Annotated in this window: 22 protein-coding genes; 7 read left to right on the forward strand and 15 right to left on the reverse strand. The window is 46.0% G+C overall.

Annotated elements, in window-relative coordinates:
- The first annotated feature begins 45 nt into the window (after nucleotides 1–45).
- From NL645_RS20490 to crp, 4 genes are all read left to right on the forward strand, one after another.
- Nucleotides 46–1053 carry a hydrolase gene (locus NL645_RS20490; protein ID WP_046874535.1) on the forward strand — a complete coding sequence of 336 codons (1008 nt, stop codon included), beginning with the start codon at nucleotides 46–48 and terminating at the stop codon, nucleotides 1051–1053.
- Nucleotides 1054–1086: 33 nt separating this feature from the next.
- On the forward strand, nucleotides 1087–1299 hold the full coding sequence (locus NL645_RS20495) for a YheU family protein (RefSeq protein ID WP_005397677.1): 213 nt from the start codon (nucleotides 1087–1089) through the stop codon (nucleotides 1297–1299).
- Between the two features lie 124 nt (nucleotides 1300–1423).
- A complete protein-coding gene (locus NL645_RS20500) occupies nucleotides 1424–2293 on the forward strand; it encodes a phosphoribulokinase (RefSeq protein ID WP_005397679.1) in 870 nt (289 codons plus the stop codon).
- Between the two features lie 240 nt (nucleotides 2294–2533).
- The gene (crp, locus tag NL645_RS20505; protein WP_005381432.1) at nucleotides 2534–3166 is read left to right on the forward strand and encodes a cAMP-activated global transcriptional regulator CRP; all 633 of its coding nucleotides are present in this window, start codon (nucleotides 2534–2536) and stop codon (nucleotides 3164–3166) included.
- A 145-nt stretch (nucleotides 3167–3311) separates the two neighbouring features.
- On the opposite strand, the gene NL645_RS20510 is transcribed toward crp, so the two are convergent.
- From NL645_RS20510 to NL645_RS20535, 6 genes are all read right to left on the reverse strand, one after another.
- Nucleotides 3312–4103 carry a DUF1338 domain-containing protein gene (locus tag NL645_RS20510; protein ID WP_005397681.1) on the reverse strand — a complete coding sequence of 264 codons (792 nt, stop codon included), beginning with the start codon at nucleotides 4101–4103 and terminating at the stop codon, nucleotides 3312–3314.
- 249 nt (nucleotides 4104–4352) lie between these two features.
- A complete protein-coding gene (gene astD, locus NL645_RS20515; RefSeq protein WP_048626695.1) occupies nucleotides 4353–5810 on the reverse strand; it encodes a succinylglutamate-semialdehyde dehydrogenase in 1458 nt (485 codons plus the stop codon).
- Nucleotides 5811–5838: 28 nt separating this feature from the next.
- Nucleotides 5839–6858: an arginine N-succinyltransferase gene (gene astA / locus NL645_RS20520; protein WP_005397686.1), complete on the reverse strand. Its 1020-nt coding sequence runs from the start codon at nucleotides 6856–6858 to the stop codon at nucleotides 5839–5841.
- Nucleotides 6859–6967: 109 nt separating this feature from the next.
- Nucleotides 6968–8179, reverse strand: coding sequence for an aspartate aminotransferase family protein (locus NL645_RS20525; RefSeq protein ID WP_005397689.1), 1212 nt, complete (start codon nucleotides 8177–8179; stop codon nucleotides 6968–6970).
- A gap of 361 nt (nucleotides 8180–8540) precedes the next feature.
- Nucleotides 8541–9128 carry an aminodeoxychorismate/anthranilate synthase component II gene (locus tag NL645_RS20530; RefSeq protein WP_005397690.1) on the reverse strand — a complete coding sequence of 196 codons (588 nt, stop codon included), beginning with the start codon at nucleotides 9126–9128 and terminating at the stop codon, nucleotides 8541–8543.
- A 175-nt stretch (nucleotides 9129–9303) separates the two neighbouring features.
- Nucleotides 9304–12258 (reverse strand): ExeM/NucH family extracellular endonuclease, encoded by a 2955-nt coding sequence (locus NL645_RS20535; RefSeq protein WP_253652314.1) that lies wholly within the window; start codon nucleotides 12256–12258, stop codon nucleotides 9304–9306.
- Between the two features lie 546 nt (nucleotides 12259–12804).
- Here NL645_RS20535 and NL645_RS20540 point away from each other — a divergent pair.
- Nucleotides 12805–13179, forward strand: coding sequence for a hypothetical protein (locus NL645_RS20540; RefSeq protein ID WP_005395366.1), 375 nt, complete (start codon nucleotides 12805–12807; stop codon nucleotides 13177–13179).
- A gap of 55 nt (nucleotides 13180–13234) precedes the next feature.
- Here the strand turns inward: NL645_RS20540 and trpS are convergent, their stop codons facing one another.
- The 5 genes from trpS to nsrR form a co-directional block, all read right to left on the reverse strand.
- Nucleotides 13235–14251, reverse strand: a complete 1017-nt coding sequence (trpS, locus tag NL645_RS20545; protein WP_005395367.1) for a tryptophan--tRNA ligase — start codon at nucleotides 14249–14251, stop codon at nucleotides 13235–13237.
- A 115-nt stretch (nucleotides 14252–14366) separates the two neighbouring features.
- A complete protein-coding gene (locus NL645_RS20550) occupies nucleotides 14367–15053 on the reverse strand; it encodes a phosphoglycolate phosphatase (RefSeq protein WP_005395368.1) in 687 nt (228 codons plus the stop codon).
- 99 nt (nucleotides 15054–15152) lie between these two features.
- Entirely contained in the window at nucleotides 15153–15899 is a 747-nt protein-coding gene (gene rlmB, locus NL645_RS20555; RefSeq protein ID WP_005395369.1) for a 23S rRNA (guanosine(2251)-2'-O)-methyltransferase RlmB, read from the reverse strand.
- Between the two features lie 70 nt (nucleotides 15900–15969).
- The gene (gene rnr / locus NL645_RS20560; RefSeq protein WP_253652315.1) at nucleotides 15970–18474 is read right to left on the reverse strand and encodes a ribonuclease R; all 2505 of its coding nucleotides are present in this window, start codon (nucleotides 18472–18474) and stop codon (nucleotides 15970–15972) included.
- 115 nt (nucleotides 18475–18589) lie between these two features.
- Nucleotides 18590–19015 carry a nitric oxide-sensing transcriptional repressor NsrR gene (gene nsrR / locus NL645_RS20565; RefSeq protein ID WP_005387939.1) on the reverse strand — a complete coding sequence of 142 codons (426 nt, stop codon included), beginning with the start codon at nucleotides 19013–19015 and terminating at the stop codon, nucleotides 18590–18592.
- A 157-nt stretch (nucleotides 19016–19172) separates the two neighbouring features.
- On the opposite strand from nsrR, the gene hmpA reads away from it, so the two are divergent.
- Nucleotides 19173–20357, forward strand: coding sequence for an NO-inducible flavohemoprotein (gene hmpA, locus NL645_RS20570; protein WP_054868295.1), 1185 nt, complete (start codon nucleotides 19173–19175; stop codon nucleotides 20355–20357).
- 115 nt (nucleotides 20358–20472) lie between these two features.
- Here the strand turns inward: hmpA and NL645_RS20575 are convergent, their stop codons facing one another.
- Nucleotides 20473–21108: a tetratricopeptide repeat protein gene (locus NL645_RS20575; RefSeq protein ID WP_005387944.1), complete on the reverse strand. Its 636-nt coding sequence runs from the start codon at nucleotides 21106–21108 to the stop codon at nucleotides 20473–20475.
- A gap of 219 nt (nucleotides 21109–21327) precedes the next feature.
- Nucleotides 21328–22644, reverse strand: coding sequence for an adenylosuccinate synthase (locus NL645_RS20580; protein ID WP_005395372.1), 1317 nt, complete (start codon nucleotides 22642–22644; stop codon nucleotides 21328–21330).
- Between the two features lie 172 nt (nucleotides 22645–22816).
- Between NL645_RS20580 and NL645_RS20585 the strand changes: the two genes are divergently transcribed.
- Complete coding sequence (locus NL645_RS20585; RefSeq protein ID WP_005381383.1) at nucleotides 22817–23002, forward strand: DUF2065 domain-containing protein; 186 nt, start codon at nucleotides 22817–22819, stop codon at nucleotides 23000–23002.
- Nucleotides 23003–23064: 62 nt separating this feature from the next.
- On the opposite strand, the gene hflC is transcribed toward NL645_RS20585, so the two are convergent.
- Nucleotides 23065–24045: a protease modulator HflC gene (gene hflC / locus NL645_RS20590; RefSeq protein ID WP_005395373.1), complete on the reverse strand. Its 981-nt coding sequence runs from the start codon at nucleotides 24043–24045 to the stop codon at nucleotides 23065–23067.
- 2 nt (nucleotides 24046–24047) lie between these two features.
- Nucleotides 24048–25253 carry an FtsH protease activity modulator HflK gene (hflK, locus tag NL645_RS20595; protein WP_005395374.1) on the reverse strand — a complete coding sequence of 402 codons (1206 nt, stop codon included), beginning with the start codon at nucleotides 25251–25253 and terminating at the stop codon, nucleotides 24048–24050.
- Nucleotides 25254–25273: the final 20 nt, after the last annotated feature.

Here is a 25273-nt window from a genome sequence, read left to right on the forward strand (position 1 = left end):
AAGTTCTTCAACTGACACCGAAGAACCGCATAAGAGCAGTTAGGTATGACACAATTTTTCGCAGCCGCCGGGATCAAAAACCCGCATCTTCAAACGCTTTTACCGCGTTTTATTCGCAAAAAAGCGTTGTTTACGCCGATTTGGCAAACCCTCGATACATCCGATGGCGACTTTCTCGATCTCGCATGGAGCGAGGACCCAACCCAAGAACCTGCGCAAAAAAAGCCGATTTTTGTTTTATTTCATGGACTAGAAGGCTGCTTCTATAGCCCTTACGCCAATGGCCTAATGAATGCATTTGCTCAATCCGGATGGCTGTCGGTGATGATGCATTTCCGCGGTTGTAGCGGTAAGCCAAACAAGAAAGCTCGCGCCTATCATTCTGGTGAAGTGACTGACGCCCGCCACTTCTTAGAGCACCTTGAGCAACGCTTTCCTGATAACCCCAAAGTTGCGGTTGGCATTTCTCTTGGCGGTAACATGTTGGCGAATTATTTAGCCCAATACAAAGACCACCCCATTTTGAATGCGGCGACCATTATCTCAGCACCTTTAGACTTAGCAGCGTGTGCGAACCGTATTGAACAAGGCTTTTCGAAAGTGTATCGCCGTTACCTACTCTCTTCGCTCAAACGCAACGCATTGCAAAAACATCACTTGTTGCATGGCGAGCTCGCTTTGTCCTACAACTCAATAAAACGTGTCACACGATTGTATGAATTCGATGATTTGATCACGGCACCACTGCACGGTTTTAAAGACGCACAAGATTATTACGATCAATGTTCTGGCTTAAGTAAATTACAACAGATCACGCTACCGACACTGATCATTCACGCCAAAGACGATCCATTCATGACCGACGATGTGATCCCGAAATTTGTTCTGCCAGATAATATTGATTACCGTCTCTTTGAGCACGGTGGGCATGTTGGTTTCCTTACAGGTTCAGCGCTCAAGCCGAAATTTTGGTTGGAAGAAGCGCTGCCAGCGTATTACGAAAGTATTGCCGCAGATTACCTTTCTGCTGTATCCAAGCAGCGAAAGCAGTAAACTAGCCGCTCATCATAAAAGTTCGAGGTATTTATGATCATTCCATGGCAAGACATTGCGCCAGAAACATTGGAAAACTTAATTCGTGAATTCGTCTTACGTGAAGGCACGGATTACGGAACCGTCGAGGTTTCTTTGCAAGACAAAGTGGATCAAGTAAAAACTCAATTAGAAAAAGGCGAAGCGGTTATCGTGTTCTCTGAACTGCACGAAACCGTCGATATTCAGGTAAAAACAAAATTTTAGACCCTTCACATTTTACCGTACCCCACTCAATGACAAGGCATTGTTACGTGCTATAGTGGGTTATCGACCGTGCAGTAGCAGCCTACTGCACATTACAGGTAAGTAATTTTCGACAAGGTTTGTCATGTCAGCTAAACACCCAATTATTGCGGTTACTGGTTCATCCGGTGCCGGCACGACCACTACATCTGAAGCCTTCCGTAAGATGTTCAATATGATGAACGTTAAACCCGCATGGGTTGAAGGCGACAGCTTCCATCGCTTTACTCGCCCTGAAATGGATATAGAAATCCGTAAAGCGCGCGAGCAAGGTCGGCACATTAGCTACTTTGGCCCTCAAGCTAATGACTTTCCAGGATTGGAAGAGTTTTTCCGTAAATATGGTCACGATGGCGCAGGCAGCGTACGTCGCTACCTACACACCTTTGACGAGGCCGTACCTTATAATCAAATGCCTGGTACCTTCACACCGTGGCAAGACTTACCGGAGAACAGTGACGTTCTCTTCTATGAAGGCTTGCACGGCGGTGTTGTGGATGGCGATGTTAATGTCGCGCAGCATGTGGATTTCTTGATTGGTATGGTACCAATCGTAAACTTAGAGTGGATCCAAAAGTTTGTGCGTGATACTCGTGACCGCGGTCATTCACGAGAAGCAGTAATGGATTCTATCGTGCGCTCGATGGACGATTATCTTAACTACATCACGCCACAATTTTCTCGCACTCATATTAACTTTCAGCGCGTCCCAACGGTCGATACCTCCAACCCACTTAACGCGAAAGGTATCCCAAGCCTGGATGAGAGCTTTGTCGTAATTCGCTTGCGTGGGATAAAGAAAGTCGACTTCCCATATCTCCTGGCTATGATTGATGGCTCATTCATGTCACGCCACAACACGATTGTCGTGCCAGGCGGTAAGATGAGCTTTGCAATGGAGCTCATAGTTCGGCCTATCCTACAACAGCTCATCGAAACAGGGAAAATTGGCTAAAAACCTGCCTGCGAAGATGTTTACTTTTCATACCGTGATCATGTGCACAGTTTTGCTTACAAAATCTCAATCATGGCACGATTAAAATCAAGAAATCGTTTTCGAAAAAGGATACTATTTCTTACCGAAACACAAGAGAGCTTGCAGCATATAAAAAGTGCTCTTATTCTAGTAGGCCTAATTCAGGCTTAGCTAAAATATGGATAGCGCAAGCGTACCCTGCAGAGGAAGTGAGATATTATGGTTCTAGGTAAACCTCAAACCGACCCAACATTAGAGTGGTTTCTTTCACACTGTCATATTCATAAGTACCCTTCAAAGAGCACGCTAATTCACGCGGGCGAAAAGGCAGAAACTTTGTACTACATCGTTAAAGGTTCTGTTGCGGTTCTTATCAAAGACGAAGAAGGTAAGGAGATGATCCTTTCTTACCTAAACCAAGGAGACTTTATTGGTGAACTTGGTCTATTCGAGGAAGACCAAGAGCGCACAGCTTGGGTTCGTGCTAAATCTCCTTGTGAAGTTGCTGAAATTTCTTTCAAGAAATTCCGTCAGCTTATCCAAGTAAACCCAGACATCCTAATGCGCCTTTCTGCGCAGATGGCTCGTCGTCTTCAAGTAACTAGCCAAAAAGTGGGTGACCTGGCGTTCCTAGACGTAACTGGTCGTATCGCTCAGACGCTTCTGAACCTTGCAAAACAACCAGACGCAATGACTCACCCAGACGGCATGCAAATCAAGATCACTCGTCAAGAAATCGGTCAAATCGTTGGCTGTTCTCGTGAGACAGTAGGTCGTATCTTGAAGATGCTAGAAGAGCAGAACCTAATCTCTGCGCACGGTAAAACTATCGTGGTTTACGGTACTCGTTAATCTCAAACCAGAGTGACGCGAACAAAATTATAAAAGCCACCAATGGCGACATTGGTGGCTTTTTATTTGTCTTGTAACCACATTAAGCTCAGAGCAACAAAAGACTAATGAGCAAGTTGGTTAGCCGAAAGGTTAACCCTAAAAGTTAGCCATTCGTACTTTCAAAGATTTTGTCCGCTGAAGCCGCCACAAAACCTGGGTACAGCTCACCGTTTTCCATCGGGTAGCGCTTAGCAAACTCGTAAAAGCCACCAGGGATAATTTCAGTGCCTTCGCTAAAGCGAACCGCCACTTTATCCGCCATGGTCGATGATTGTTCTAGCAGCACCTCAGGAGTGCCCTTCACTTCCCCGCCGTTTTCATTAATGGTAAATCCGGCCGTACGTAAGTGATCGTTTACTTGCTTCACTTCTTCGTATTCATTGAGCTGGTTAACGCTCACCGTGAAGTGGTTTGCGCCGTAACCATGCGCCGCCAACCAAGATGCGTACTCACTTTCTTTAGCCAACGTTTGGTAGTCAGCAAAGCTTAAATCCCACAAGCGTCCACCATGTAAGAATGCGCTATCGTTCAGCTTGCCTGCATCGACTTGTGCCACCAGCTTTTTCACAATCTCTTGCAGCTCAGGTGAACACTCCTCAACTTTTAGCTCACTAATAAAGACTTTAGGTTGCTTCGGATCAGGGTGTTCATAGTGTTTAGCAACCAGCTTTTTACTTTCGAAAACGTAGTCACCACATGCCTGGTAGCCAATGGCTACAAATGGTTTAGCTAAGGTTTCGATACCAAGAGGCGCAATATTGAAGGTACGTAAAGCTATATGATCATTAATCAGAGGCTCATCTTCTTGAAGCAGCTGATGTACTTTCGCAGCAGAGGGGCAAAGACGTTGAATGTAATCTTGCCATAGCGATTCAAATAACACATCGGGCGTCATAACGACTCCTTGTTACGAGATGTAGAGTTAAAAGGTAAGCGGAAGTTGACTGCTCGTTCACAACGAAAAGTTGTCCAGAATAATGAACGAGCAGCCATCAACCTGTGACGGTAAATGCCAGTCAGTCAACACGCTTTTCCGAGTCTTTGCTCACTTTCCGTGTTCTGCCAACGATCACTACAACCCATACCTAAATGATTCGCCGGCAAGGTGAGCCGCAATACATGGTTGCGACTCTGTTATTAAAACTTATAGCGCCACACCTGGGCTTAATGTTGCAGGCAAGATAGTCTCTTGACCTTCCATTGATGCCATCGGGTACGCACAGTAGTCTGCTGCGTAATAAGCGCTTGGACGTAGGTTACCTGACGCACCAGGGCCACCAAATGGCGCATCACCACTTGCACCTGTGAGCTGGCGGTTACGGTTCACGATCCCTGCACGAATATGGTCAACGAAGTATTCCCATTCTTGGTCGTCAGTTGAAACTAAACCAGCAGAGAGACCAAAGCGCGTGTCGTTCGCCAGTTCTACGGCTTTTTCTAGCCCTTCGTAACGCACCACTTGCAGAAGTGGACCGAAGTACTCTTCATCTGGTAGCTCAGCAATGTTCGTTACATCAATAATGCCCGGAGAAACAAACGCCGCCTCTCCTGCTTTAGCTTCAATCAAGCTTTCACCACCAAGTGATTGAAGGTTCGCTTGTGCATCGAGAATGAACTTGGCTGCGGCAACGGAGATTTGCGGCCCCATAAATGGCGCAGGCTCTGCAAATGGTTGGTCTACGCGAATATTCTTCGTCGCTTCAACCAGTTTCGTGATGAGCGCATCACCTTTCTCACCCAATGGCACGTACAAACGACGAGCACACGTACAACGTTGACCAGCACTGATAAACGCTGACTGGATGATGGTGTACACCGTGGCATCCAAATCACCGTATTTATCAGAGATCACCATCGGGTTATTACCACCCATTTCTAGTGCTAACATCTTGTCTGGTTGACCCGCAAATTGACGGTGCAATACATGCCCCGTGTTCGCGCTGCCCGTGAACAGTACGCCATCAATGCCTTTCGCATCAGCAAGCGCAATACCGGTTTCTTTCGCACCTTGGACAAGGTTGATCACGCCTTTCGGCAGACCTGCTTCTTCCCAAAGTTTCATAGCTAACTCGCCAGTCCAAGGCGTTTGCTCGGATGGCTTGAACACAACGGTGTTACCCGCTAGTAACGCAGGCACAATGTGACCATTTGGTAGGTGACCAGGGAAGTTATATGGGCCAAATACCGCCATCACGCCCAGTGGGCGATGACGTAACACAATTTGGTTGCCCGCCGCTTCACGGCTCGCTTCACCGGTGCGGTCATGGTAAGCACGAATAGAGATGGCAATTTTACCTGCCATTGCCGCTGCTTCAGTGCGCGTTTCCCAAATTGGCTTACCAGTTTCTTTGGCAATGACTTCGGCGATTTTTTCGCTGTTCTCTTTTACTTTCTCAGCAAAAGCCAACACGATCGCTTCACGCTCTGCAAATGGGCGTTTTTTCCAGTCAATAAACGCTTCACGCGCTGCAGATACCGCTTGATTCACCTGCTCTGCCGTTGCACCGTTGCCTTGCCAGATCACTTCTTGGTTGTAAGGCGACAGAGACGTAAATGCTTCACCCTGACCTTGTACCCATTCACCTGCAATCCAATGTGTCATTGTTTCTATCCTTAAATTCTGTCGTCTGTTACTGCGGAAGAAGGCGAACAAAGTCCCCTTCCTCAACCAAAAGTGCATCCGCAACGTCTGGTGCGATCATGACGCTTTGCGTTTCAGCGTCATACGCCGCTTTGGTGACTGCTGCGCGGAAGTTTTCGAACGATGAGTTGCACATCAAGAAGTCTTGCGTACTGCTATGTTGTGCAATTTTCACTTGCGCACGGAACGAGTGACGTACCGATTCAATATTGCGTAAGTCACATTCAACGGTTGGACCCGCATCGAAAATATCCACGTAGCCACGGTTAGTGAAGCCTTCACGCTCAAGCAGCTTTAATGCTGGGCGAGTATTGTCATGCACTTGACCAATGACCGCTTGCGCTTCTGGACTCAACAGGTTGATGTAGATAGGCAGCTTCGGCATTAAGTCAGCAATAAAGCCTTTCTTGCCGATACCTGTCAGGTAATCTGCAAGCGTGAAATCGATGGAGAAGAAATGCTCTTGTAACCATTGCCAGAACGGCGAGTTGCCTGCGTCGTCTGAAACACCACGCATCTCCGCAAAGATCGTTTCAGAGAAACGCTCTGGGTGCTCAGCCATCATGAGGAAACGACACTTCGACATTAGACGACCATTCAGACCTTGGCGGAACTTCTCACGCAAGAACAAGGTACAAATTTCGCTGTTACCCGTGTAGTTATTACCAAAAGTAAGCAGTTTGACGACATTATTGACGCCAAGCTTTGGTGACGAGTGCACCACTTTACTAATGTGATACGAGTAAAATGGGACATCCCAGCCGATAGATGCTTCGATTCCGGTGGTACCCGCAACCTCACCCGTTTCAGAGTCAAAGCCGACCATCAGGTAGCCTTCATCACCTGGTTCTGCCACATCTGGCTTACCAAAGCTGTACTCTGAGTGTTTGATTCGATTGGTTAACAGTTCTTCGTTAACCGGTAGAGATGTAAATCCGTGACCAGACTCCACCGCACAAGTGTGCAGCGCGTCATAATCCGACATCGCGATAGGGCGAACTACTAGCATCAATACTCCCTCCAGATGCAAGAAGATCCTAACTATATTGTAGGAACAATTCCCCCATCAGAGATCCTTGACGGGGGTGTCTGCGTTGACGTTGAAACTGATATCGCGCTTAAACTAAAGTCGCGATCGCTTTATCCAGTTTCGCCAAGCCTTCTTCAATTTCTTGTTGTGTGATAACGAGTGATGGTGTGAAACGTACGACATTGGCACCCGCAACCAATACCATTAGACCTTGTTTGCCTGCAGCGACGAGAACATCACGTGCGCGGCCTTGCCATTCTTCATTCAGTGCAGCGCCAAGCAATAGGCCTTGACCACGAACTTCTGAGAAGATGTTGTACTTCGCGTTGATCTTCTCTAGACCTTCGCGGAACATCGCTTCGCGTTCTAGCACACCAGCCAACACTTCAGGCTTAGTAACTTCGTTCACAACTGCTTCTGCTACAGCACACGCGAGTGGGTTACCGCCGTATGTTGAACCGTGCGTACCGACTTTCATGTGCTCTGCTAATTTTGCAGTAGTAAGCATTGCACCGATTGGGAAACCGCCACCAAGTGATTTCGCGGTGCTTAGAATATCAGGTGTAATACCTAAACCTTGGTAAGCGTAGAAGTTACCTGTACGACCATTACCGGTTTGCACTTCATCGAAGATCAGTAGCGCGTTGTGTTTGTCACACAGCTCACGTACTGCTTGAGCAAACTCAGGCGTTGGTGGCACGATACCGCCTTCACCTTGTAGCGGCTCCATCATCACCGCACATGTGCGATCAGACATGTGTGCCTGTAGTGCTTCGATATCATTGTAAGGTAAGTGGGTAACGTCACCAGGCTTAGGACCAAAACCGTCAGAGTAAGCCGCTTGACCACCAACCGTTACGGTAAAGAACGTACGACCGTGGAAACCTTGTTTGAATGCGATGATTTCTGATTTCTCAGCGCCATGTACGTCAGCAGCGTAACGACGTGCCAGCTTAAGTGCCGCTTCGTTCGCTTCTGCGCCAGAGTTAGCAAAGAATACGCGCTCAGCAAAGCTCACTTCTGTTAGCTTTTTCGCCAGACGAAGTGCTGGTTCGTTCGTCATCACGTTACTTAAGTGCCAAAGCTTGTTAGCTTGCTCTGTTAATGCGTTTACCATTACTGGATGACAATGGCCAAGACAGCTCACTGCAATACCACCAGCAAAGTCGATATATTCATTACCTTCCTGATCCCAAACACGTGAACCTTCACCTTTAACAGGGATCATTTCCATCGGGTTATAGCAAGGTACCATTACCTCATCGAATAAACCGCGCTCTACTTTAATTTCCGTTGTCATTGCACATTCCTTCTTGATACCGCATGCGTAGCAGATAAGCGAATTTAACCGGCTCTCTTTGCCAGCAAATAATGTTTTGCATTTAAGCTATTGCGGCATTGTATTTACATTTAATTAACCATTTCAATAGTGATTTATTCTTTTCGTTCTCGAAAGCAACTTCCATTAATCACTGCTTATGACTATTTATGCATCAAGAAAGTAAAATAGAGAAGCGATTTTTTATAAATGTTATGTAATACAGGGGATAGAAGGTTTTAAAAGACATGAATAGACAAAGAGGCCAGAATGAACCGCATAGTTTTGCAATCCACTCACCTCGGCAAAAAGATGAATGATTTGTTAAGAAAAGTGATCGCGATCAGATCGCTTTACGTGCTAAAAAGTTCGCGAGCAACTCGTGACCTTGCTCTGTTTTGATCGATTCTGGGTGAAACTGCACTGCGTCAATTGGCAGAGTTTTATGTTGGTAACCCATGATTTCGTCCATACTTCCATCCGGCAGCTCAGTCCATGCGGTCAGTTCAAACACATCGGGTAACGTACCGTTTTTCACCACGAGAGAGTGATAACGGGTTACGGTGAGTGGGTTATTCAGGTTTTTAAACACACTGCGACCATTGTGACGAATAGGTGACGTTTTCCCATGCATCACTTGTCGGGCGCGCACGACTTCCCCACCAAACACTTGCGCTATCGCTTGATGACCAAGGCAAACACCCAATATTGGAAGCTTACCAGCGAAGTATTCTATAGCTTGTAGAGAGATACCTGCCTCGTTTGGCGTACACGGTCCAGGTGAGATCACCAAGTGAGTTGGGTTCAACGCTTCAATCCCTTGAATGTCGATTTCATCGTTACGCACGACTTTTACACTAGCGCCAAGCTCGCAAAAGTATTGGTAGAGGTTGTAAGTGAAAGAATCGTAGTTATCGATGATCAACAACATAGAGTGTCAGCTGCTCCAATCCGTTTAGGCAAGACTTAAGAGATGATTGTCTGGTTTGCGACAATTAAGGGCGGTATTTTGCAACACCAAACTAGAAAGGCAAGTCTTTGTGCAATAAAAAGGCCAGCATCGGCTGGCCTTTGGTCTTTACAGCTGTATTTTAGGAGATAAAGGCTTAGTTGCGGCGACGTACTAAGCCAAGTCCAAGCATCGCGAGTAGCGCGCCAAAACCAAACGAACCACCATCTGAGTCCTTCGAACCTTCTGCACCCGTTTCAGTTTGCGTCATTGAGACATCACGAACAGAGCTAAACTTAACGACGTTGCCTGTCGAGTCTGTCACTTTCTCTTCTAACTGGTAATTACCTTGTTCTGGCGCTTGTTCAAACTCAATATTCACGCTGCGTGCGTCAATGTCAGTTTGAGTCAAGGTTTGGCTAGCCGAGTAAACTTTTGCATCACTGCTTGTCGCGGCCGCTTGTGTGGATGCTGTTAAGTTCACTGTCACAATATCGCCCGCAACCGCAGTTGGTGGTAGACGTACATCAATAGCTAAGTTTTCACCCGCTTTCGGTAAATCGATATCATCATCTGGCAAATCAATAGCAATAATCACTGGATCATGATCAGACGCTGAGAACGCATCTTTGTACTTCGGCATGTCACCCGTGTATTTGCTGCTGTATTCAAACAAGTTACTTTCTAGAGAGTTGATGTGCCAATCTTCAATCGCCACCACTTTTTGCGCTAAACTGCTGCTTGCCAATGCATGGTCCAAGTTCCCCAACTCACCTGAATAGGTGTACGAGAACGTATCAGCGCCATGCAGCAAGGTGTTTAAATTGTGCAGACCGTAGCCTTTTTCAATCTTGGTTTTCTCTACTTGAAGCTCACCGCCACCAATGGTTGTGTAAGCGGCAGTGTAGATATCACGGCCGTATTTCTCTTGTGAGTAATCAGTGAGGGTAAGTAACGGATCTTCTTTGCCGTAAGCGTTCAAATCGCCCATGACGAGCACATCGCCATCAATATCTTTCAGCGCTTCACCAACGACTTTCGCAGCAGAAACACGGAAGTTGTTGCAGTTACCTTGCAGATCCGCGGGTTCTGAGTCTTCTACACCAGCAATCCACTCTTCAATACATTCAGAACCTTTCGATTTAAAGTGGTTCACGACCACTGAAAGATCTTCGCCAGTCTCTTTCACTGTAAAGGTCTGTAATAAGCTATGGCGTTGATATTTGTCGTATGCAGGGTTACTTTCAGTGCCCTCTTTACGAGTAATGGTGTTCTCTGCAATATGTTGCTCTGGCGTCACAATGACTTTTGCTGCTTCTTTTGGTGTTACTGCGTTAGCACGATATAAGATCGCCACCATGATCGCATCACTGCCAAAGTATTCCTCTTGGTATTTATCTTGCTCTTCGATTTCGACATACGTGTAATGATCTTCCACGTCATCAATCTCAGCGTTTAAAGCATCAACCAAGTTTTGGATAGCACTGCCATCACCAAAGCCGTTGTTTTCCACTTCCATCAAGCCAATGATGTCCGCGTCCATCTTATTCATCGCTGAAACGATTTTCGCTTGCTGGATCAAGAACTCATCAAGGTTTGTTGCGCCACGATTTTGCCCGGTTGGGTTGTCGTGCCCGCTGTCAGCAACCGAAGTGAAGTAGTTAAGAACGTTAAAGCTCGCCACTCGTAAATCAGAATCGGCTATGGCTGGCGCCGCTTTACGCGCAACGTCAAAGTCATCACCTGACGTGACAAAGTTGCTGCTATCAACTTCATTGGTCGCAATTAGGCGGTACTCGTTGTAGCTGTAAGCCACAACACCTTGCAGGCCTTCGACACGAGAGCCTAGGCGAATGTGCTGCTCTGAAGAGCCATTTTGGTCAAGATCTTGTGCAAACGTTGGGAAATATGGGATTTGACCATTTGGCGCTTTGCTATCCGATTCCAAGTAAATACGGTTGGCCGCATTCTCTTTGGCAAGGGCAACCGCAGCGTCACTCTCTGCTGCATGCAATTGAGTCGGCTTAAACAACGGTGCTTCATGAGACAACATCATGTTGTTGCGTCGAGAGTCATAATCGTAAGAAAAGTTACGAGTAACGAAAAGTTCGCTAGCCGAGCTGAGCTCAACTTGCATACCTTCATGACGCTCTAGTGCATCACGTAGTGTTTCCCCTTCCTTAATCGTTAACGGAGTAACCAAAGAGGCGTTTGATGTGCCTGTTTTTACATAACTGTTTGCATCAGAAGAAAGCTGAGTGTTGCTGTAGTACTCTTGTACTTTCCCTTTCACACAAACAACATCACCAGCTTTCAGCTCTGTATCGGCAACATCGGTGTGAATAAACAAACCTTCAGATGTCTTGTCGTTGCCATCATTCTCAAGTGCTTGCAGGTAGAAGCCTTTAGTTAAGCCTGTTGTTACCGCACTGACCACACCAGTTACGAAGTGATCTTCGGTCGTGATGTAAGGGTAGCCATCAATAAATGGAGAAGAAGCACCTTCACCTTGAATCTCTTGGATGGTGGTAAAGGCTGGTTCTTGTCCATCTACTTCACAAGCAAATGGCGCAGGTGGCTCAGTTGTATTTAATTCCCCTAAACCATCAATATTATCTTTAGGTAAGGCTGTCCACTGAGTGGATTGGTAGGTAGTTGAAGGTGTAAGCGCATCACTGTTACGAACTAACGTGGTGTCTTTAGCGAAATCCACGTCCCCCATCACACCTAATATATCGTGCACTTCCCCATCTTTAAGAAGTGCCAACGGATCGTCGCCGTTAAAGTTCGCTACATTTTTATCAGTGTAATCCGCAACCGCCTTTATTGCTTCGCTCGCATCGCCATGAGCAAGCACATACACTTGCTTCGCTTGTAACGTTACGTCACTAAGATCAAGAGTGCTGCCCCACGAGCCGCCACCATTCGAAGATTTTGCTAATTCATAGCCTGTGAGTGTCACCGCAGTATCACCTGTATTGGCGATCTCGACCGCTTTATTATAAGCGCCGCCTTCCACATACTGGGAAATAATAATCTCTGCGTTCGCGTTTGCGCTAAGTGCACTGGCGATGGTTAGTGCGAGTATTGAGGGTTTGATTAACGTGTCCATTGTCATACCTGATATTTATGTAAATGCAAACTTAGCTCTGATCAGAGCCTACCATTTGCGTCTACTATCAGGTTTATTTATGAAATAAATAAGAATGAGCAATTAAAGCCGTGAAATGAATCACATGTGAATGTAAGAAAATATGCCAGAACATCCCATTCAAACATTTTTTGTAATAAATACAGGACGCTATTGATAAACAAATCAAAATTTAGATTAATTACTCAGTTTATTTTTTCACTTCATGTTAAGGAGTAGAAAATACATCGCTCGTGAAGTGGCTTATTAACCAAGCTCACTTTGTTATAAATGAAAATATAATTAATCACTAATTTAGAAAGCTGTGATTTTCATTTTTATAGCCATGTCTAAACTTAAGTCACCTATTATTCGCTTGGCTTTTTCTTACACATGACCCTTATACTTCAAAATTTTCATCATTTGCTCAATAACTTCTCCTTATTCACTAGCCAAATTCATACACAAAAGATATAACACCTGCGCGAGACATTAAGATCTCATTAGCAGTAAACCCAGGAACGATAAATGAAAAAAATTCAACGCAGTGTGCTAGCTCTCTTCTTACTTGGCTTGATAACGGGATGTCAATTGACCGCCAGTGAGCCACTTCAACCTACCGCGAATCAAAACATCATCGAATCAGCCAAAAATGAGCTGGATGGAATTGAAGAGTTAGAGGTCAGTGACGAGGGTGTTATTACTTTTACCCAGCGTCTAAGAACACCAGGAACCTACTGGATCCCAGCGAGAATTAAAGAACTTAGCTACGATATATCATGCGTGCAGCTCAGTTACTTCATTGATAGAGGTATGGTGGTGAAGTCCGCCTTTTTAGGTGCTCGAGGACGTGTTGAATATTACGATATGGAACGTTGCATGAAAGACACGCCATTCCAGTAAAAAGCATAAAAAAAGCTCCACTAACGTGGAGCTTTTTGTAATCTATTCTTAGCAACTATGGGCGAGCGACAAAGCCTACCGCTTTGTATGCTTTCTTCAGCGTTTCAGCGGCGCGAGCCGATGCTTTTTCTGCACCTTGCTGCATTACCTCATCCATGTAAGCACGATCAGCGCGAATACGATGGTATTCTGCTTGAATTGGCTCCAGCATTGCTACAACCGCCTCGCCAACATCTTTCTTAAATGGACCATACATTTCTACGCCTTTGTACTTGGCTTCGATATCTTCAAAGCTCATTCCTGTCGCCGCAGAGTAAAGTCCCATTAGGTTCGCGATACCCGCTTTGTTCTCGATATCATGGCGAATGCTTGGTGGGGTTTCGGTGTCTGTTTGCGCCTTGTTGATCTTCTTGATGATCGACTTTGGCTCTTCAAGCAGAGTAATCACGTTCTTACGGTTATCATCTGACTTCGACATTTTCTTCGTCGCGTCTTGAAGACTCATCACACGTGCATTGACTGTTGGAATGTACGGCTCAGGAACGGTAAAAATCGGACTCTCTGGTGAGTAGATGTTGTTAAAACGCGTTGCGATATCACGCGCTAACTCAAGGTGCTGTTTCTGGTCGCTACCAACTGGTACTTGGTGTGCGCCGTAAAGCAAAATATCTGCTGCCATCAACACAGGGTAATCAAACAGACCCACGTTTACGTCATTCGCGTAACGTGCCGATTTGTCTTTAAACTGAGTCATACGGCTCAGCTCACCCATTTGCGTGTAACAGTTAAGAAGCCAACCAAGTTGAGCATGCTCTGGTACGTGTGACTGAACAAATAGCGTGCTCTTCTTCGGATCAACACCAACTGCCAGACAAATTGCCAGTGCGTCTAATGTCGCTTCATGCAGTGCTTTAGGATCCTGACGAACCGTAATCGCATGAAGGTCTACTACACAGTATTGGCAATCATAATCGTCTTGCATCTGCTGCCATTGACGTAGAGCACCCAAGTAGTTACCGATACTTAGTTCACCTGACGGTTGAACACCACTCAATACAATGGGTTTGCTCATTAGAATGATTCCTTTGACTTCTTAATCTAATTAAAATGAAAAACCGTGCGGCTTTTAGCGCACGGTTTACTCAGTGTACTCATTAACAAGTATTTTGGAAGATCTTTTGTTGCCGTTATGCAGAAACAGCGACGACTTCCAGTAATTCCGCGAGGCGGTTCGCCACTACGTCAGGGTTCGAAGCTGAAATGGGCTCGCCATGGTTATAACCGTAAGTTAAACCAAATGAAGCACAACCCGCATTTTTCGCCGCCAAGATATCGTTTTTCGAATCACCAACCATCAGCATCTCTGCTGGTTTTACCTGGTGCTTTTCCATTAGCCAGTTCAGCGCCACCGGGTTTGGTTTTTTCTCTGGAAACGCGTCACCACCTAATACGTCTACGAAGTACTTGGCGATGTCATGCTGCTCTAGAATTTCTGGTACGAATTTCGAGGGCTTGTTCGTCACAATCGCCATCGTAAAACCAGCTTGGTGTAGCTCTTCAAGCGTCTCTTTTACTGTTGGGTAAAGGTGACTTAGCTTATGGCCGCTTTGCTTGTAGTATTCATCAAACAGCTCACGCGCTTTAGCACGCAGCTCATCACTCAAATCACTGCTGATGGTCATGCTTTGGCTTAATGCACGTCCAATCAATATATCTGCACCATTACCAACGTAATCACGCACCTGCTCTTCTGATACAGAAGGATAGCCTAACGCCTGAACTGCTTGATCGGCCGCTACGGCAAGATCTGGCACGCTATCAAGCAGTGTTCCATCCAGATCAAAAGCAATCAATTTAATATCTTGTTGGGTCATAAATTCCCTAGCTAAAATAACACAGGATGGTTCCCCATCCTGTGTGCTTAATCTTGATGTCACTCAGTGTCACACTCAGCGACGCTTAGTGTGCTCGCCTTATTTTTGGGCAGCCAAACGCTGACGAACCGCTTCAAACAAACAGATACCAGAAGCCACTGATACGTTCAAGCTTGATACACTGCCCGCCATAGGGATCTTAATTAAATCATCGCAGGTTTCGCGAGTAAGACGACGCATACCATCACCTTCAGCACCCATCACGATAGCAAGAGGACCAGTAAGCTTAGCTTGATAAATGTCGTGCGTAGCTTCACCAGCCGTACCCACAAACCAAATCCCTTTTTCCTGTAGCGTACGCATTGTACGTGCAAGGTTGGTTACACGAATCAAAGGCACAACCTCTGCAGCGCCACATGCTACTTTACTTACCGTGGCATTCATTGGTGCAGAACGATCTTTCGGTACGATGATCGCCGCAGCGCCTGCCGCATCTGCGTTACGCAAACACGCACCAAGGTTGTGCGGGTCCGTCACACCATCCAGCACTAACAGTAGCGGTGATTCATGCTGCGCTAAGATGTCATCAATGTCGTTCTCGTTCAGTTGTTTTGCTGGTTTTACGCGAGCAATGATGCCTTGGTGATTTGCACCACGCGCTTTATCATCCAGAGTTTTACGCGTCATTTGTTGAATAGAGACACCACAAACCTGAAGATCATTTAGGATTGGCATTAGGCGATCATCTTGACGACCTTTTAAAACGTATGCCTCGATAAAACGCTCTGGTTCGCGCTCCAATACCGCTTTCACTGCGTGAATGCCGTAGATAAATTCGTTACTCATTGTTTAACCTGTTGTTCGGGTCGTATTGCCTGCGCCAGCCGAGTTTGAACTGAGCTGACGCTTCAGCCTACTACGCCTCTTTTTTAGTGCGCTTGGTTTTCTTCGGCTTACTGTGTGGCTTTTTTTTACGTGCTTTTTTCACTTTAGGCTTCTTTTTGCCTTCGGCGTCATCACGTTTGGGGCCATTGCGCTTACTCACTGCGCCCGTTTCTTCTGGACGCTTAGTTGGCTCTATCGCAGGAACTGCGCGAGGCGCGCCACCTTCTTTCGATGAAGAGCGAGTCGCAGCACGTTTTTTATCTTTCGCTTTGCGTTTTGCTTCCGCTGCGCGTTTCTTCGCAGTCTTACCTTCACCGCGTAGCTTACGACTTGTTTCGACCAATTCAAAGTCAATTTGCTTATCATCGAGGTTAACAGCCAGTACTTTTACTTTTACTGCATCACCTAAGCGATAGATGTTACCGAAACTTTCACCAATAAGTCGTTGACCAATCGGGTCAAATTGATAGTAGTCGTTCGCAAGGGTAGAAATATGCACCAAACCATCGATGTGCAAATCCGTTAAACGTACAAAGAAGCCAAAGCTAGTGACATTAGCAATCACGCCGTCTAGTTCGTCACCGACGTGATCTTGCATGTATTCACACTTCAACCAATCCGCAACATCACGTGTTGCATCATCAGCACGGCGCTCTGTCATCGAACATTGTTCGCCGTAAAAATCCATGTCGTCAAACGAGTAATGGTAGCCACCAGTTGGTGTCCAGCGATCTTGATTACGACCTTCTTCTTTAGCAATCAGATACTTGATTGCACGGTGAAGTAACAAGTCAGGGTAACGGCGAATTGGCGACGTAAAGTGCGCATAGCGTTTCAATGCCAACCCAAAGTGCCCTGCGTTATCTGCGTTGTATACCGCTTGCTTCATTGAGCGTAGCAGCATGGTCTGAATCAACTCTTGATCTTGACGCCCAGAGATTTGACGTGCGAGATCAGCATAGTCCGTTGGTGAAGGCTCTAAACCACCTTTTAGCTCAAGACCAAGTTCACTTAAGAAGTCACGGAAACCTTGCAGGCGTAATTCACCTGGAGATTCGTGGATACGATAGAGCGCAGGCTCTTTCGCTTTTTCTACCAGCGATGCCGAAGCAATGTTGGCTAAAATCATACATTCTTCGATGATCTTGTGCGCGTCATTACGAATTACTGGCTCAATGCTTTCGATTTTACGTTCCGCATTGAAGATAAATTTGGTTTCAACGGTTTCAAATTCGATTGCACCGCGTTGATCTCGTGCCTCTTTCAGCACTTTGTACATCTTATGCAGCTCTTCTAGATGAGAAACAAGCGGCTGGTAACGCTCACGTAGTTCCTCATCCCCTTCTAGAATTGCGCTCACTTTGCTATATGTGAGACGAGCGTGCGAGTTCATCACGGCTTCGTAGTGCTTGTAGCCCGATAGTTTACCCGTCTCTGAGATGGTCATTTCGCACACCATACACAAGCGATCAACTTGTGGGTTAAGTGAACACAAACCATTTGATAGCACTTCCGGTAGCATTGGCACTACTTGCGATGGGAAGTACACCGAGTTACCACGGTTGATGGCTTCTTTATCCAGCGCAGATTCAGGGCGAACGTAGTAACTGACGTCAGCAATCGCTACCCATAAACGCCAACCACCTTCTTTGTTCTTCTCACAGTAAACAGCATCATCAAAGTCTCGTGCGTCTTCGCCGTCAATGGTCACAAGTGGTAACTCACGTAAATCCACACGACCAACTTTGGCTTCTTCTGGTACTTCTTCGCCTAAGTTTTCGATTTGTTTATCGACGGCCTCTGGCCACTCGTGAGGGATTTGGTGTGTACGAATCGCAATTTGCGTTTCCATACCTGGTGCCATGTTTTCACCAAGTACTTCAACCACTTTACCCATCATGCCACGTGAGCGTGAGCCACGATCAGTAATTTCAATCACGACCACGTTACCCATGCGTGCACCTGCTTTGTGCTCATTTGGGATCAAAATATCTTGGCTGATACGCGAGTCATCAGGGACAACATAGGAATAACCATATTCGAGGAAGAAACGACCGACGATTTGATCATTACGCTCCTCTAACACTCGAACCAAGCGCCCTTCACGACGACCGCGCTTGCTGTTGTCTGTAGGTTGCACTAAAACAAAGTCACCGTGGATGATGTTCTTCATTTGATGGTGCGGTAACAGAATATCATCATCCTTGCCGACGCTGCCTTCTGGACGCACCCAACCGTGGCCATCACGATGACCAATCACGTAACCTTTCACCATTTCAAGTTTTTCAGGCAATGCGTAGCACTGACGGCGGGTAAACACCAGTTGACCATCTCGCTCCATCGCACGTAGCCGACGACGCAACCCTTCGTATTGCTCTTCGCCCTCAAGCTTTAGTGCCTCAAACAAGTCATTGCGATTCATTGGAACGCCCGCTTGCTCTAGAAACTCGATGATAAACTCTCGGCTTGGAATTGGATTTTCGTAGTTTTTGGATTCACGATCTGCAAAAGGATCGTTTGGAATATTGTCTGACATAGGCACGCCTATCTAGCAAGGAAGGTATATGGCTAGTATATCTGAGTCTCTCGATAAGCTACAGAATTGCTTTGAAAAAAGAATGATCGAGATCGACTCTAGACGTGCAAATGAGTTAAGGACGAGCCAGTAAGATCAACAACTCAGAATTGTCGCTCAGCAAGGATTCGATCGTGCAATCATCTAGCTCCGCCAAGAAGGCACTTTTTGCTTTTGCCAATTTATCTTTGAGGCGACAGGCAGGGGTAATATGGCAAAAATCTACGCCGCAATTGACCAAATCTAACGGCTCTAAATCTCGCACGACACCACCTACTGTGATTTCAGAAGCAGGTTTCATCAGTCGAATACCACCGTTTTTTCCACGCACGGTGTGGACATAACCTAGTTGCCCTAAACGGTTGATAACTTTGACCATATGGTTACGTGACACACCAAATAAATCCGTCACTTCAGTGATATTAGTTAACTCATCTTCCGGCAACGAAGCCAAGAAAATTAAGGTTCTCAACGCATAATCAGTAAAGCTCGTTAACTGCATATTCTCTCCCAAAGTGCGACTCAATAACTCGCTGGTGACACTAAAACGCCAAACTTGAGCTATCGATAAAAGTGTAAATCTTTTCTTGATCGAAAGATACATTTGAGATACAACTTTAAACATGCATTATAAATACAACTTAAAGTAGGAAGCCCATATGCTCAGCAATCAAACCATCGAGATCGTCAAAGCGACCGCACCACTTATCGCCGAAACGGGACCAAAACTGACCGCGCACTTTTATGAACGTATGTTTACTCATAACCCTGAGTTGAAAGATATTTTTAACATGAGTAACCAGCGTAACGGCGATCAGCGTGAAGCGCTATTCAACGCCATCTGCGCCTATGCTGCCAATATTGAAAATTTGCCAGCCCTACTTGGCGCAGTAGAAAAAATTGCGCATAAACACACGAGCTTTTTGATCACAGAAGATCAGTACCAAATCGTTGGTAAACACTTACTTGCGACGATTGATGAGTTGTTTAATCCAGGTCAGGAAGTGTTGGATGCTTGGGCTGAGGCTTACGGCGTACTTGCGAATGTATTTATTCAGCGCGAAGAACAAATTTACCAACAAAATGAAGCTTTAGAAGGCGGTTGGCGCGGTCTACGCGAATTTGAGTTAGTCGATAAACAAATCGAGAGCGAGCACATTTGCAGCTTTGTGTTTAAGCCAACCGACGGCCAAAAAGTAGCACCTTATAAACCAGGACAATATCTTGGCATCTATATCAACAGTGATCAGCTAGAAAACCAAGAAATTCGCCAATATAGCCTATCTTCTGCGGTTCAAGAGAACACTTACCGTATCTCGGTAAAACGTGAAGAAGGCGGAAAAGTATCGAACTTCCTGCACGATAGCCTGAACATTGGCGAAAAAGTGCAGCTTGCCGCCCCTGCCGGTGATTTCTTTATGGATGCCGAACCACAAACACCCGTTGTTCTAATTTCTGCTGGTGTGGGACTGACGCCAACGCTGTCCATGCTAGAAAGTCTCTCAGCACATCAAGCACCTGTAACTTGGGTTCATGCAACAGAAAATGGCCAACAGCATGCTTTCAAGCAACACGTGAACCAGCTCGTTGCAGAAAAAGAAAACATGAACGCGCTCGTTTGGTATAACCACCCAACGGCAGAAGACAAGTTAGGTGAAGACTTCCACTTCACGGGTTTTGTCAATCTGTATGAAATTGAAGCCGCATTAAAGCAAGATAACGTGCAGGTGTACTTCTGTGGCCCTGTCGGGTTCATGCAGCACGTAGCGAAACAACTATTAGAACTTGGCGTACCACAAGAGCAATTCCATTACGAATGCTTCGGTCCACACAAAGTCGTTTAATCGCTCAAGATTACTCTTCGGGAAAACAACAAAGCCCACATTATGTGGGCTTTGTTGTATGAAGTTGTTTGCCTTGATAGGACGTTACCAAAAGGTGTCTCGCCTTGATAGGACGTTACCAAAAGGTGTCTCGCCTTTTAGCTCGAGCAATAACGTTTTGTGGCATGCGCTGCTCGAGGCCATTTCTCAATACAGTGATGCGCTTATGCTGCCGCTTATCTGCTGTGACAGAATTATATAGCCAACGATACGCATCTTCGTAATCAAGTGGGCTGCCGTAATCACGCAGGAGTAATTCGGCTAAATGAATACGCGCATTTAGGTTTCCCATTGAGGCGGCTTCTCGCAAGTAAGGAATCGCTCGTTCTTTATCTTGCTGCACTAAAGTGCCACGCGAATAGTATCGACCAATCTGCTCTAGCGCGGCAGGTAATCCCTGATGTGCTGCATTTTCGATGTAGTAAAGGCCCAGTTCGACATCTTGCTCGACACACACACCCCACGCCAACATGTCGCCGTATAGAAATTCATAAGCGGGTAAGTTAATTCGAGTCGCACGAGCAACGATATCCTCCACCAACTGGCAGTTATCAGCGCGCACACGTTGTAAGTGCTTATTTTGCTCAATAAGCTTTATCAGCTCTGCTTCGGTGTAGATAGGAACTGGCGCCCCCACATCAGCAACATTGGCTTTCGCTGTGGTAGCTACCAAGGTCAATAACAGTGAAGCAGCCACTGTTCGTAACTTCATAAACGTACTCTTTAAGGTATCTAAGAAACCAAAGATCGATGAAGGATCTCCTCTGCTTGATAACCTTATCGGCAAAAACCAGCTAAGCTTTAGACAATTTTTGCCTCTGACTTAGACTCAGCGGCAAAAATTTGCCATATGAGAATCACTGCCGTTTTTTGTTCAGATACAAAAAAGCCGACCAGAAGGTCGGCTTTTGCAATCTTTAACGACTATCAATTAAGCTTCGAATGGATGAACCTTGATGATAGTTTCGTTGCGGTCAGGACCTGTTGAAATGATATCTACAGGCACACCTGTTAGCTCTTCAATACGCTTGATGTAGTTAAGAGCCGCTTGTGGTAGATCTTCTAGCGCTTTAGCACCGAATGTGTTCTCAGACCAACCAGGCATTGTTTCGTAGATTGGCGTTGCTTTTTCGAATGCTTCAGCAGCCATCGGAGAAACTTCTAGCACAGAGCCATCTTCCATCTTGTAACCAGTACAGATTTTTAGCTCTTCTAGACCATCTAGTACGTCTAGTTTAGTTAGACAGAAACCAGATACAGAGTTGATTTGGATCGCACGACGCATAGCAACAGCATCGAACCAACCTGTACGACGTAGACGACCAGTTGTTGCACCGAACTCGTGGCCAACTTCACCTAAGTGCTTACCAATTGGATCTTGCTTATCTAGACCATCGTATAGTTCTGTCGGGAATGGACCTGCACCAACGCGAGTACAGTACGCTTTCGCGATACCCAAGATGTAACCGATGTGACGAGGACCAAAACCAGAACCTGCAGCAACACCACCAGCAGTCGTGTTAGAAGACGTTACGTATGGGTAAGTACCGTGGTCGATATCAAGTAGCGTACCTTGTGCACCTTCGAACATGATCTTATCGCCGCGCTTACGTGCTGCGTCTAGTTCGTCAGTTACGTCGATAACCATTGAAGTAAGTAGCTCTGCGTAGCCTTTTGCTTCTTCAAGCACAGCTTCGTAGCTTACTGGTTCAGCTTTGTAGAAGTTAACTAGTTGGAAGTTATGGAACTCCATGACTTCTTTTAGCTTCTCAGCGAACGATTCCATATCGAATAGGTCGCCAACGCGTAGACCGCGACGAGCAACTTTATCTTCGTATGCTGGACCGATACCACGACCCGTTGTACCGATAGCTTTTTTACCGCGAGCGATTTCGCGAGCTTGGTCCATTGCAACGTGGTAAGGAAGAATTAGAGGACACGCTTCAGAAATGAAAAGACGCTCGCGTACTGGAATACCACGCTCTTCAAGAGGTTTCATTTCTTTAAGTAGAGCTTCAGGTGATAGTACAACACCGTTACCGATAACACATTTTACGTTATCGCGAAGGATACCTGATGGAATTAAGTGAAGAACGGTTTTTTCACCGTCAATTACGAGAGTATGACCTGCGTTGTGACCGCCTTGGTAGCGTACCACGTATTTTGCATCTTCAGTTAAAAGGTCTACGATTTTACCTTTACCTTCGTCACCCCATTGGGTGCCTAGAACGACTACGTTATTTCCCATCTTTCCAAGTCTGATTGCTAGTTAAAAATGGATTCTAGCACCGAATCACGCTTCTTGCAGTCATTTTTTGTTCACAGAGTTGCTACCAGAATGTCATCTTGCTGCTTTGCTCATTTTGAAATCAGCATATCACTGATAGTATTTAGTTTTCTTTATTCGACTGGAAAGCGGTATGTCTGAATCCATATGGTTGGCGATTGGGCTCGTCTTGATCGTGGAAGGCATTGGACCACTCATTGCTCCAAACGGTTGGCGGAATATGGTGGCTCAATTAAGTGAACAGCCCAACAATCAGCTACGACGCATCGGTGGCTGCCTAGTAGTTGCTGGAGCCGTAATCGCCATAATGATGAGCTAGCACTTAGCATCAGATACAAAAAAGGCTCCCTAAGGAGCCTTTTGTTTCATTTGACGCTGAGATTATTTCTCCATGCCGCCCTTCGACTGGTTCATGTATTGGAAGAACTCACTCTTCGGATCAAGTACCAGGATATCGCTCTTAGAGCTGAAGGACTTCTCATACGCACGTAGCGAACGTAGGAAGCTAAAGAATTCAGGGTCTTTGTTGTATGCTTCAGCATAAATCTTCGCTGCTTCTGCATCCGCTTCACCTCGTGTTACACGAGCAGTCTTATCAGCTTCAGCTAGAATGGTTGCCACTTCTAGCTCAGCTTGAGCACGAATAACTTCCGCTTTCTCACGACCTTGAGAACGGTGCTTACGAGCTACAGACTCACGCTCTGCACGCATACGACGGTAGATAGACTCACTGATTTCATCAGGCAGGTTGATTTTCTTCATGCGGAAATCAACAACACGAACACCCAAGTCTTTCATCGCGCTTTCACGCGTGTCTTTCAACACTTCAGACATAATTAGGTCACGTTCACCATCAATCTCAAGCGCTTCACGTGCCGCTTCAGTTGCGACAACATCTGCACTTGCATCTTCTGGTAGTACATCATCGTTACGTGGACCAGATACAATCTGTTTGATTTCACGAGCACCGATTTCAGAACGAAGCACATCCGTTACTTTACGCTCAAGTAGTGCCTCCGCCGTTAGCGAATTACCACCGCCTGTCGCTAGGTAGTAACGACCAAAGTCTTCAATACGCCACTTCACGTAGGTATCAATAATAACGTCTTTTTTCTCAGACGTTACGAAACGGTCTGCACGGCCATCCATCGTTTGGATACGTGCATCAAGTTGTTTCACACGGTCAAACAGAGGCATCTTGAAATGCAAACCAGGCTCGTAAATTCGAGTGATGTCGTTGTTGTCTTTAAGAACACGACCAAATCGAACCACGATACCGCGCTCACCTTCAGGAATCACAAACAAAGACATCAACATTAATGCCAGTGCGATTACCAATACAGGGATCATTAACTTACGCATTCTTAGTATCTCCCTTGACGTGAACCTGTTGAACGAGACTGCGTGTTCGAAGTGTCTTCTTGTGTACGCTCAGACTCCAGTTGAATTTGATCGTAGGTTGAAGATGACTTCGATTTACGTTTTGTGTCTGCCTGACCTTCTTGGCCCGCCAACTTATCGATTGGAAGGTACAGAAGATTGCCGCTTGATTCAGAGTCAATCAACACTTTCGAAGTGCTTGAGTACACTTCTTCCATTGCGTCGATGTACAGACGGTCACGCGTTACACCTGGTGCCGCTTGGTATTCTGGTAGTAGTTTTTCGAACTGTGCTACCTGACCAAGAGCCTCGTTAGTGACACGTTCATTGTAACCTTGCGCTTCTTTCTTCAAACGTTCAGCACGACCCGTTGCCTTCGGCAAGATTTCGTTCTTGTATGCTTCAGCTTCACGGATGAAACGCTCTTCATCCTCACGAGCTGCGATTGCATCATCAAACGCATCTTTCACTTGCTCTGGTGGACGCGCAGACTGGAAGTTTACGTCAACAAGTACCAGACCCATATCATAGCTATCAATGATTTGGTTCAGTGTTTCTTGCGTAGTTTGACGAATTTGCTGACGACCACTGGTTAGAATGCTATCCATCAATGAGTCACCAATTACTGCACGTAGTGCAGAATCCGTTGCTTGACGCAAGCTATCGTCCGCATTGGTTACACGGTACAAGTATTTGTACGGGTCAGTCACTCGGTACTGAACATCCATCGCGACTGTTACGACGTTTTCATCTTTAGTCAGCATTAGACCAGATGCACGTAGTGAACGAATCGCTTGTACATTTACCGCTTCGTATTCATCAATAAAACGAGGGCGCCAGTTAAGACCTGGGTCTACGATACGATCGTATTTACCTAAACGCAGCACAACACCACGCTCTGCTTCACCGATGGTGTAAAAACCAGCGAAGAACCAAACTGCAACAGCAATAAGAGCAATCACGCCAAAGCCAATTGCACTACCACCACCGCCGCCGATTGGAGAACCACCGCCGCCTTTTTTACCAAACTTGCCACCCAGTTTTTGACTCAGTTTATTGAACACTTCATCTAAATCTGGCGGACCTTGATCTCGGCCACCAGGACGCTGGCCACCACGATTATTATTACCCCAAGGGTCATTATCGCGGCCATTGTTGCCGTTGTTATTTCCAGGCTCATTCCACGCCATTAGAAAGCTCCATCATTTGA

The organism is Vibrio sp. Y51_MX_L26 (assembly GCF_024181935.1).
Taxonomy (GTDB): Bacteria; Pseudomonadota; Gammaproteobacteria; order Enterobacterales; family Vibrionaceae; genus Vibrio; species Vibrio diabolicus.

What these genes read in the sequence shown, in the direction of transcription:
- astD (WP_048626695.1), bottom strand. Translation starts at nt 5,810, where the DNA reads ATGACACATTGGATTGCAGGTGAATGGGTACAAGGTCAGGGTGAAGCA.
- NL645_RS20535 (WP_253652314.1), bottom strand. Translation starts at nt 12,258, where the DNA reads ATGGACACGTTAATCAAACCCTCAATACTCGCACTAACCATCGCCAGT.
- hflK (WP_005395374.1), bottom strand. Translation starts at nt 25,253, where the DNA reads ATGGCGTGGAATGAGCCTGGAAATAACAACGGCAACAATGGCCGCGAT.
- NL645_RS20575 (WP_005387944.1), bottom strand. Translation starts at nt 21,108, where the DNA reads ATGAAGTTACGAACAGTGGCTGCTTCACTGTTATTGACCTTGGTAGCT.
- astA (WP_005397686.1), bottom strand. Translation starts at nt 6,858, where the DNA reads ATGCTAGTAGTTCGCCCTATCGCGATGTCGGATTATGACGCGCTGCAC.
- NL645_RS20490 (WP_046874535.1), top strand. Translation starts at nt 46, where the DNA reads ATGACACAATTTTTCGCAGCCGCCGGGATCAAAAACCCGCATCTTCAA.
- hflC (WP_005395373.1), bottom strand. Translation starts at nt 24,045, where the DNA reads ATGCGTAAGTTAATGATCCCTGTATTGGTAATCGCACTGGCATTAATG.
- NL645_RS20525 (WP_005397689.1), bottom strand. Translation starts at nt 8,179, where the DNA reads ATGACAACGGAAATTAAAGTAGAGCGCGGTTTATTCGATGAGGTAATG.
- nsrR (WP_005387939.1), bottom strand. Translation starts at nt 19,015, where the DNA reads ATGCAGTTAACGAGCTTTACTGATTATGCGTTGAGAACCTTAATTTTC.
- NL645_RS20580 (WP_005395372.1), bottom strand. Translation starts at nt 22,644, where the DNA reads ATGGGAAATAACGTAGTCGTTCTAGGCACCCAATGGGGTGACGAAGGT.
- NL645_RS20500 (WP_005397679.1), top strand. Translation starts at nt 1,424, where the DNA reads ATGTCAGCTAAACACCCAATTATTGCGGTTACTGGTTCATCCGGTGCC.
- NL645_RS20540 (WP_005395366.1), top strand. Translation starts at nt 12,805, where the DNA reads ATGAAAAAAATTCAACGCAGTGTGCTAGCTCTCTTCTTACTTGGCTTG.
- crp (WP_005381432.1), top strand. Translation starts at nt 2,534, where the DNA reads ATGGTTCTAGGTAAACCTCAAACCGACCCAACATTAGAGTGGTTTCTT.
- trpS (WP_005395367.1), bottom strand. Translation starts at nt 14,251, where the DNA reads ATGAGCAAACCCATTGTATTGAGTGGTGTTCAACCGTCAGGTGAACTA.
- NL645_RS20510 (WP_005397681.1), bottom strand. Translation starts at nt 4,103, where the DNA reads ATGACGCCCGATGTGTTATTTGAATCGCTATGGCAAGATTACATTCAA.
- rnr (WP_253652315.1), bottom strand. Translation starts at nt 18,474, where the DNA reads ATGTCAGACAATATTCCAAACGATCCTTTTGCAGATCGTGAATCCAAA.
- NL645_RS20550 (WP_005395368.1), bottom strand. Translation starts at nt 15,053, where the DNA reads ATGACCCAACAAGATATTAAATTGATTGCTTTTGATCTGGATGGAACA.
- NL645_RS20585 (WP_005381383.1), top strand. Translation starts at nt 22,817, where the DNA reads ATGTCTGAATCCATATGGTTGGCGATTGGGCTCGTCTTGATCGTGGAA.
- NL645_RS20495 (WP_005397677.1), top strand. Translation starts at nt 1,087, where the DNA reads ATGATCATTCCATGGCAAGACATTGCGCCAGAAACATTGGAAAACTTA.
- hmpA (WP_054868295.1), top strand. Translation starts at nt 19,173, where the DNA reads ATGCTCAGCAATCAAACCATCGAGATCGTCAAAGCGACCGCACCACTT.
- rlmB (WP_005395369.1), bottom strand. Translation starts at nt 15,899, where the DNA reads ATGAGTAACGAATTTATCTACGGCATTCACGCAGTGAAAGCGGTATTG.
- NL645_RS20530 (WP_005397690.1), bottom strand. Translation starts at nt 9,128, where the DNA reads ATGTTGTTGATCATCGATAACTACGATTCTTTCACTTACAACCTCTAC.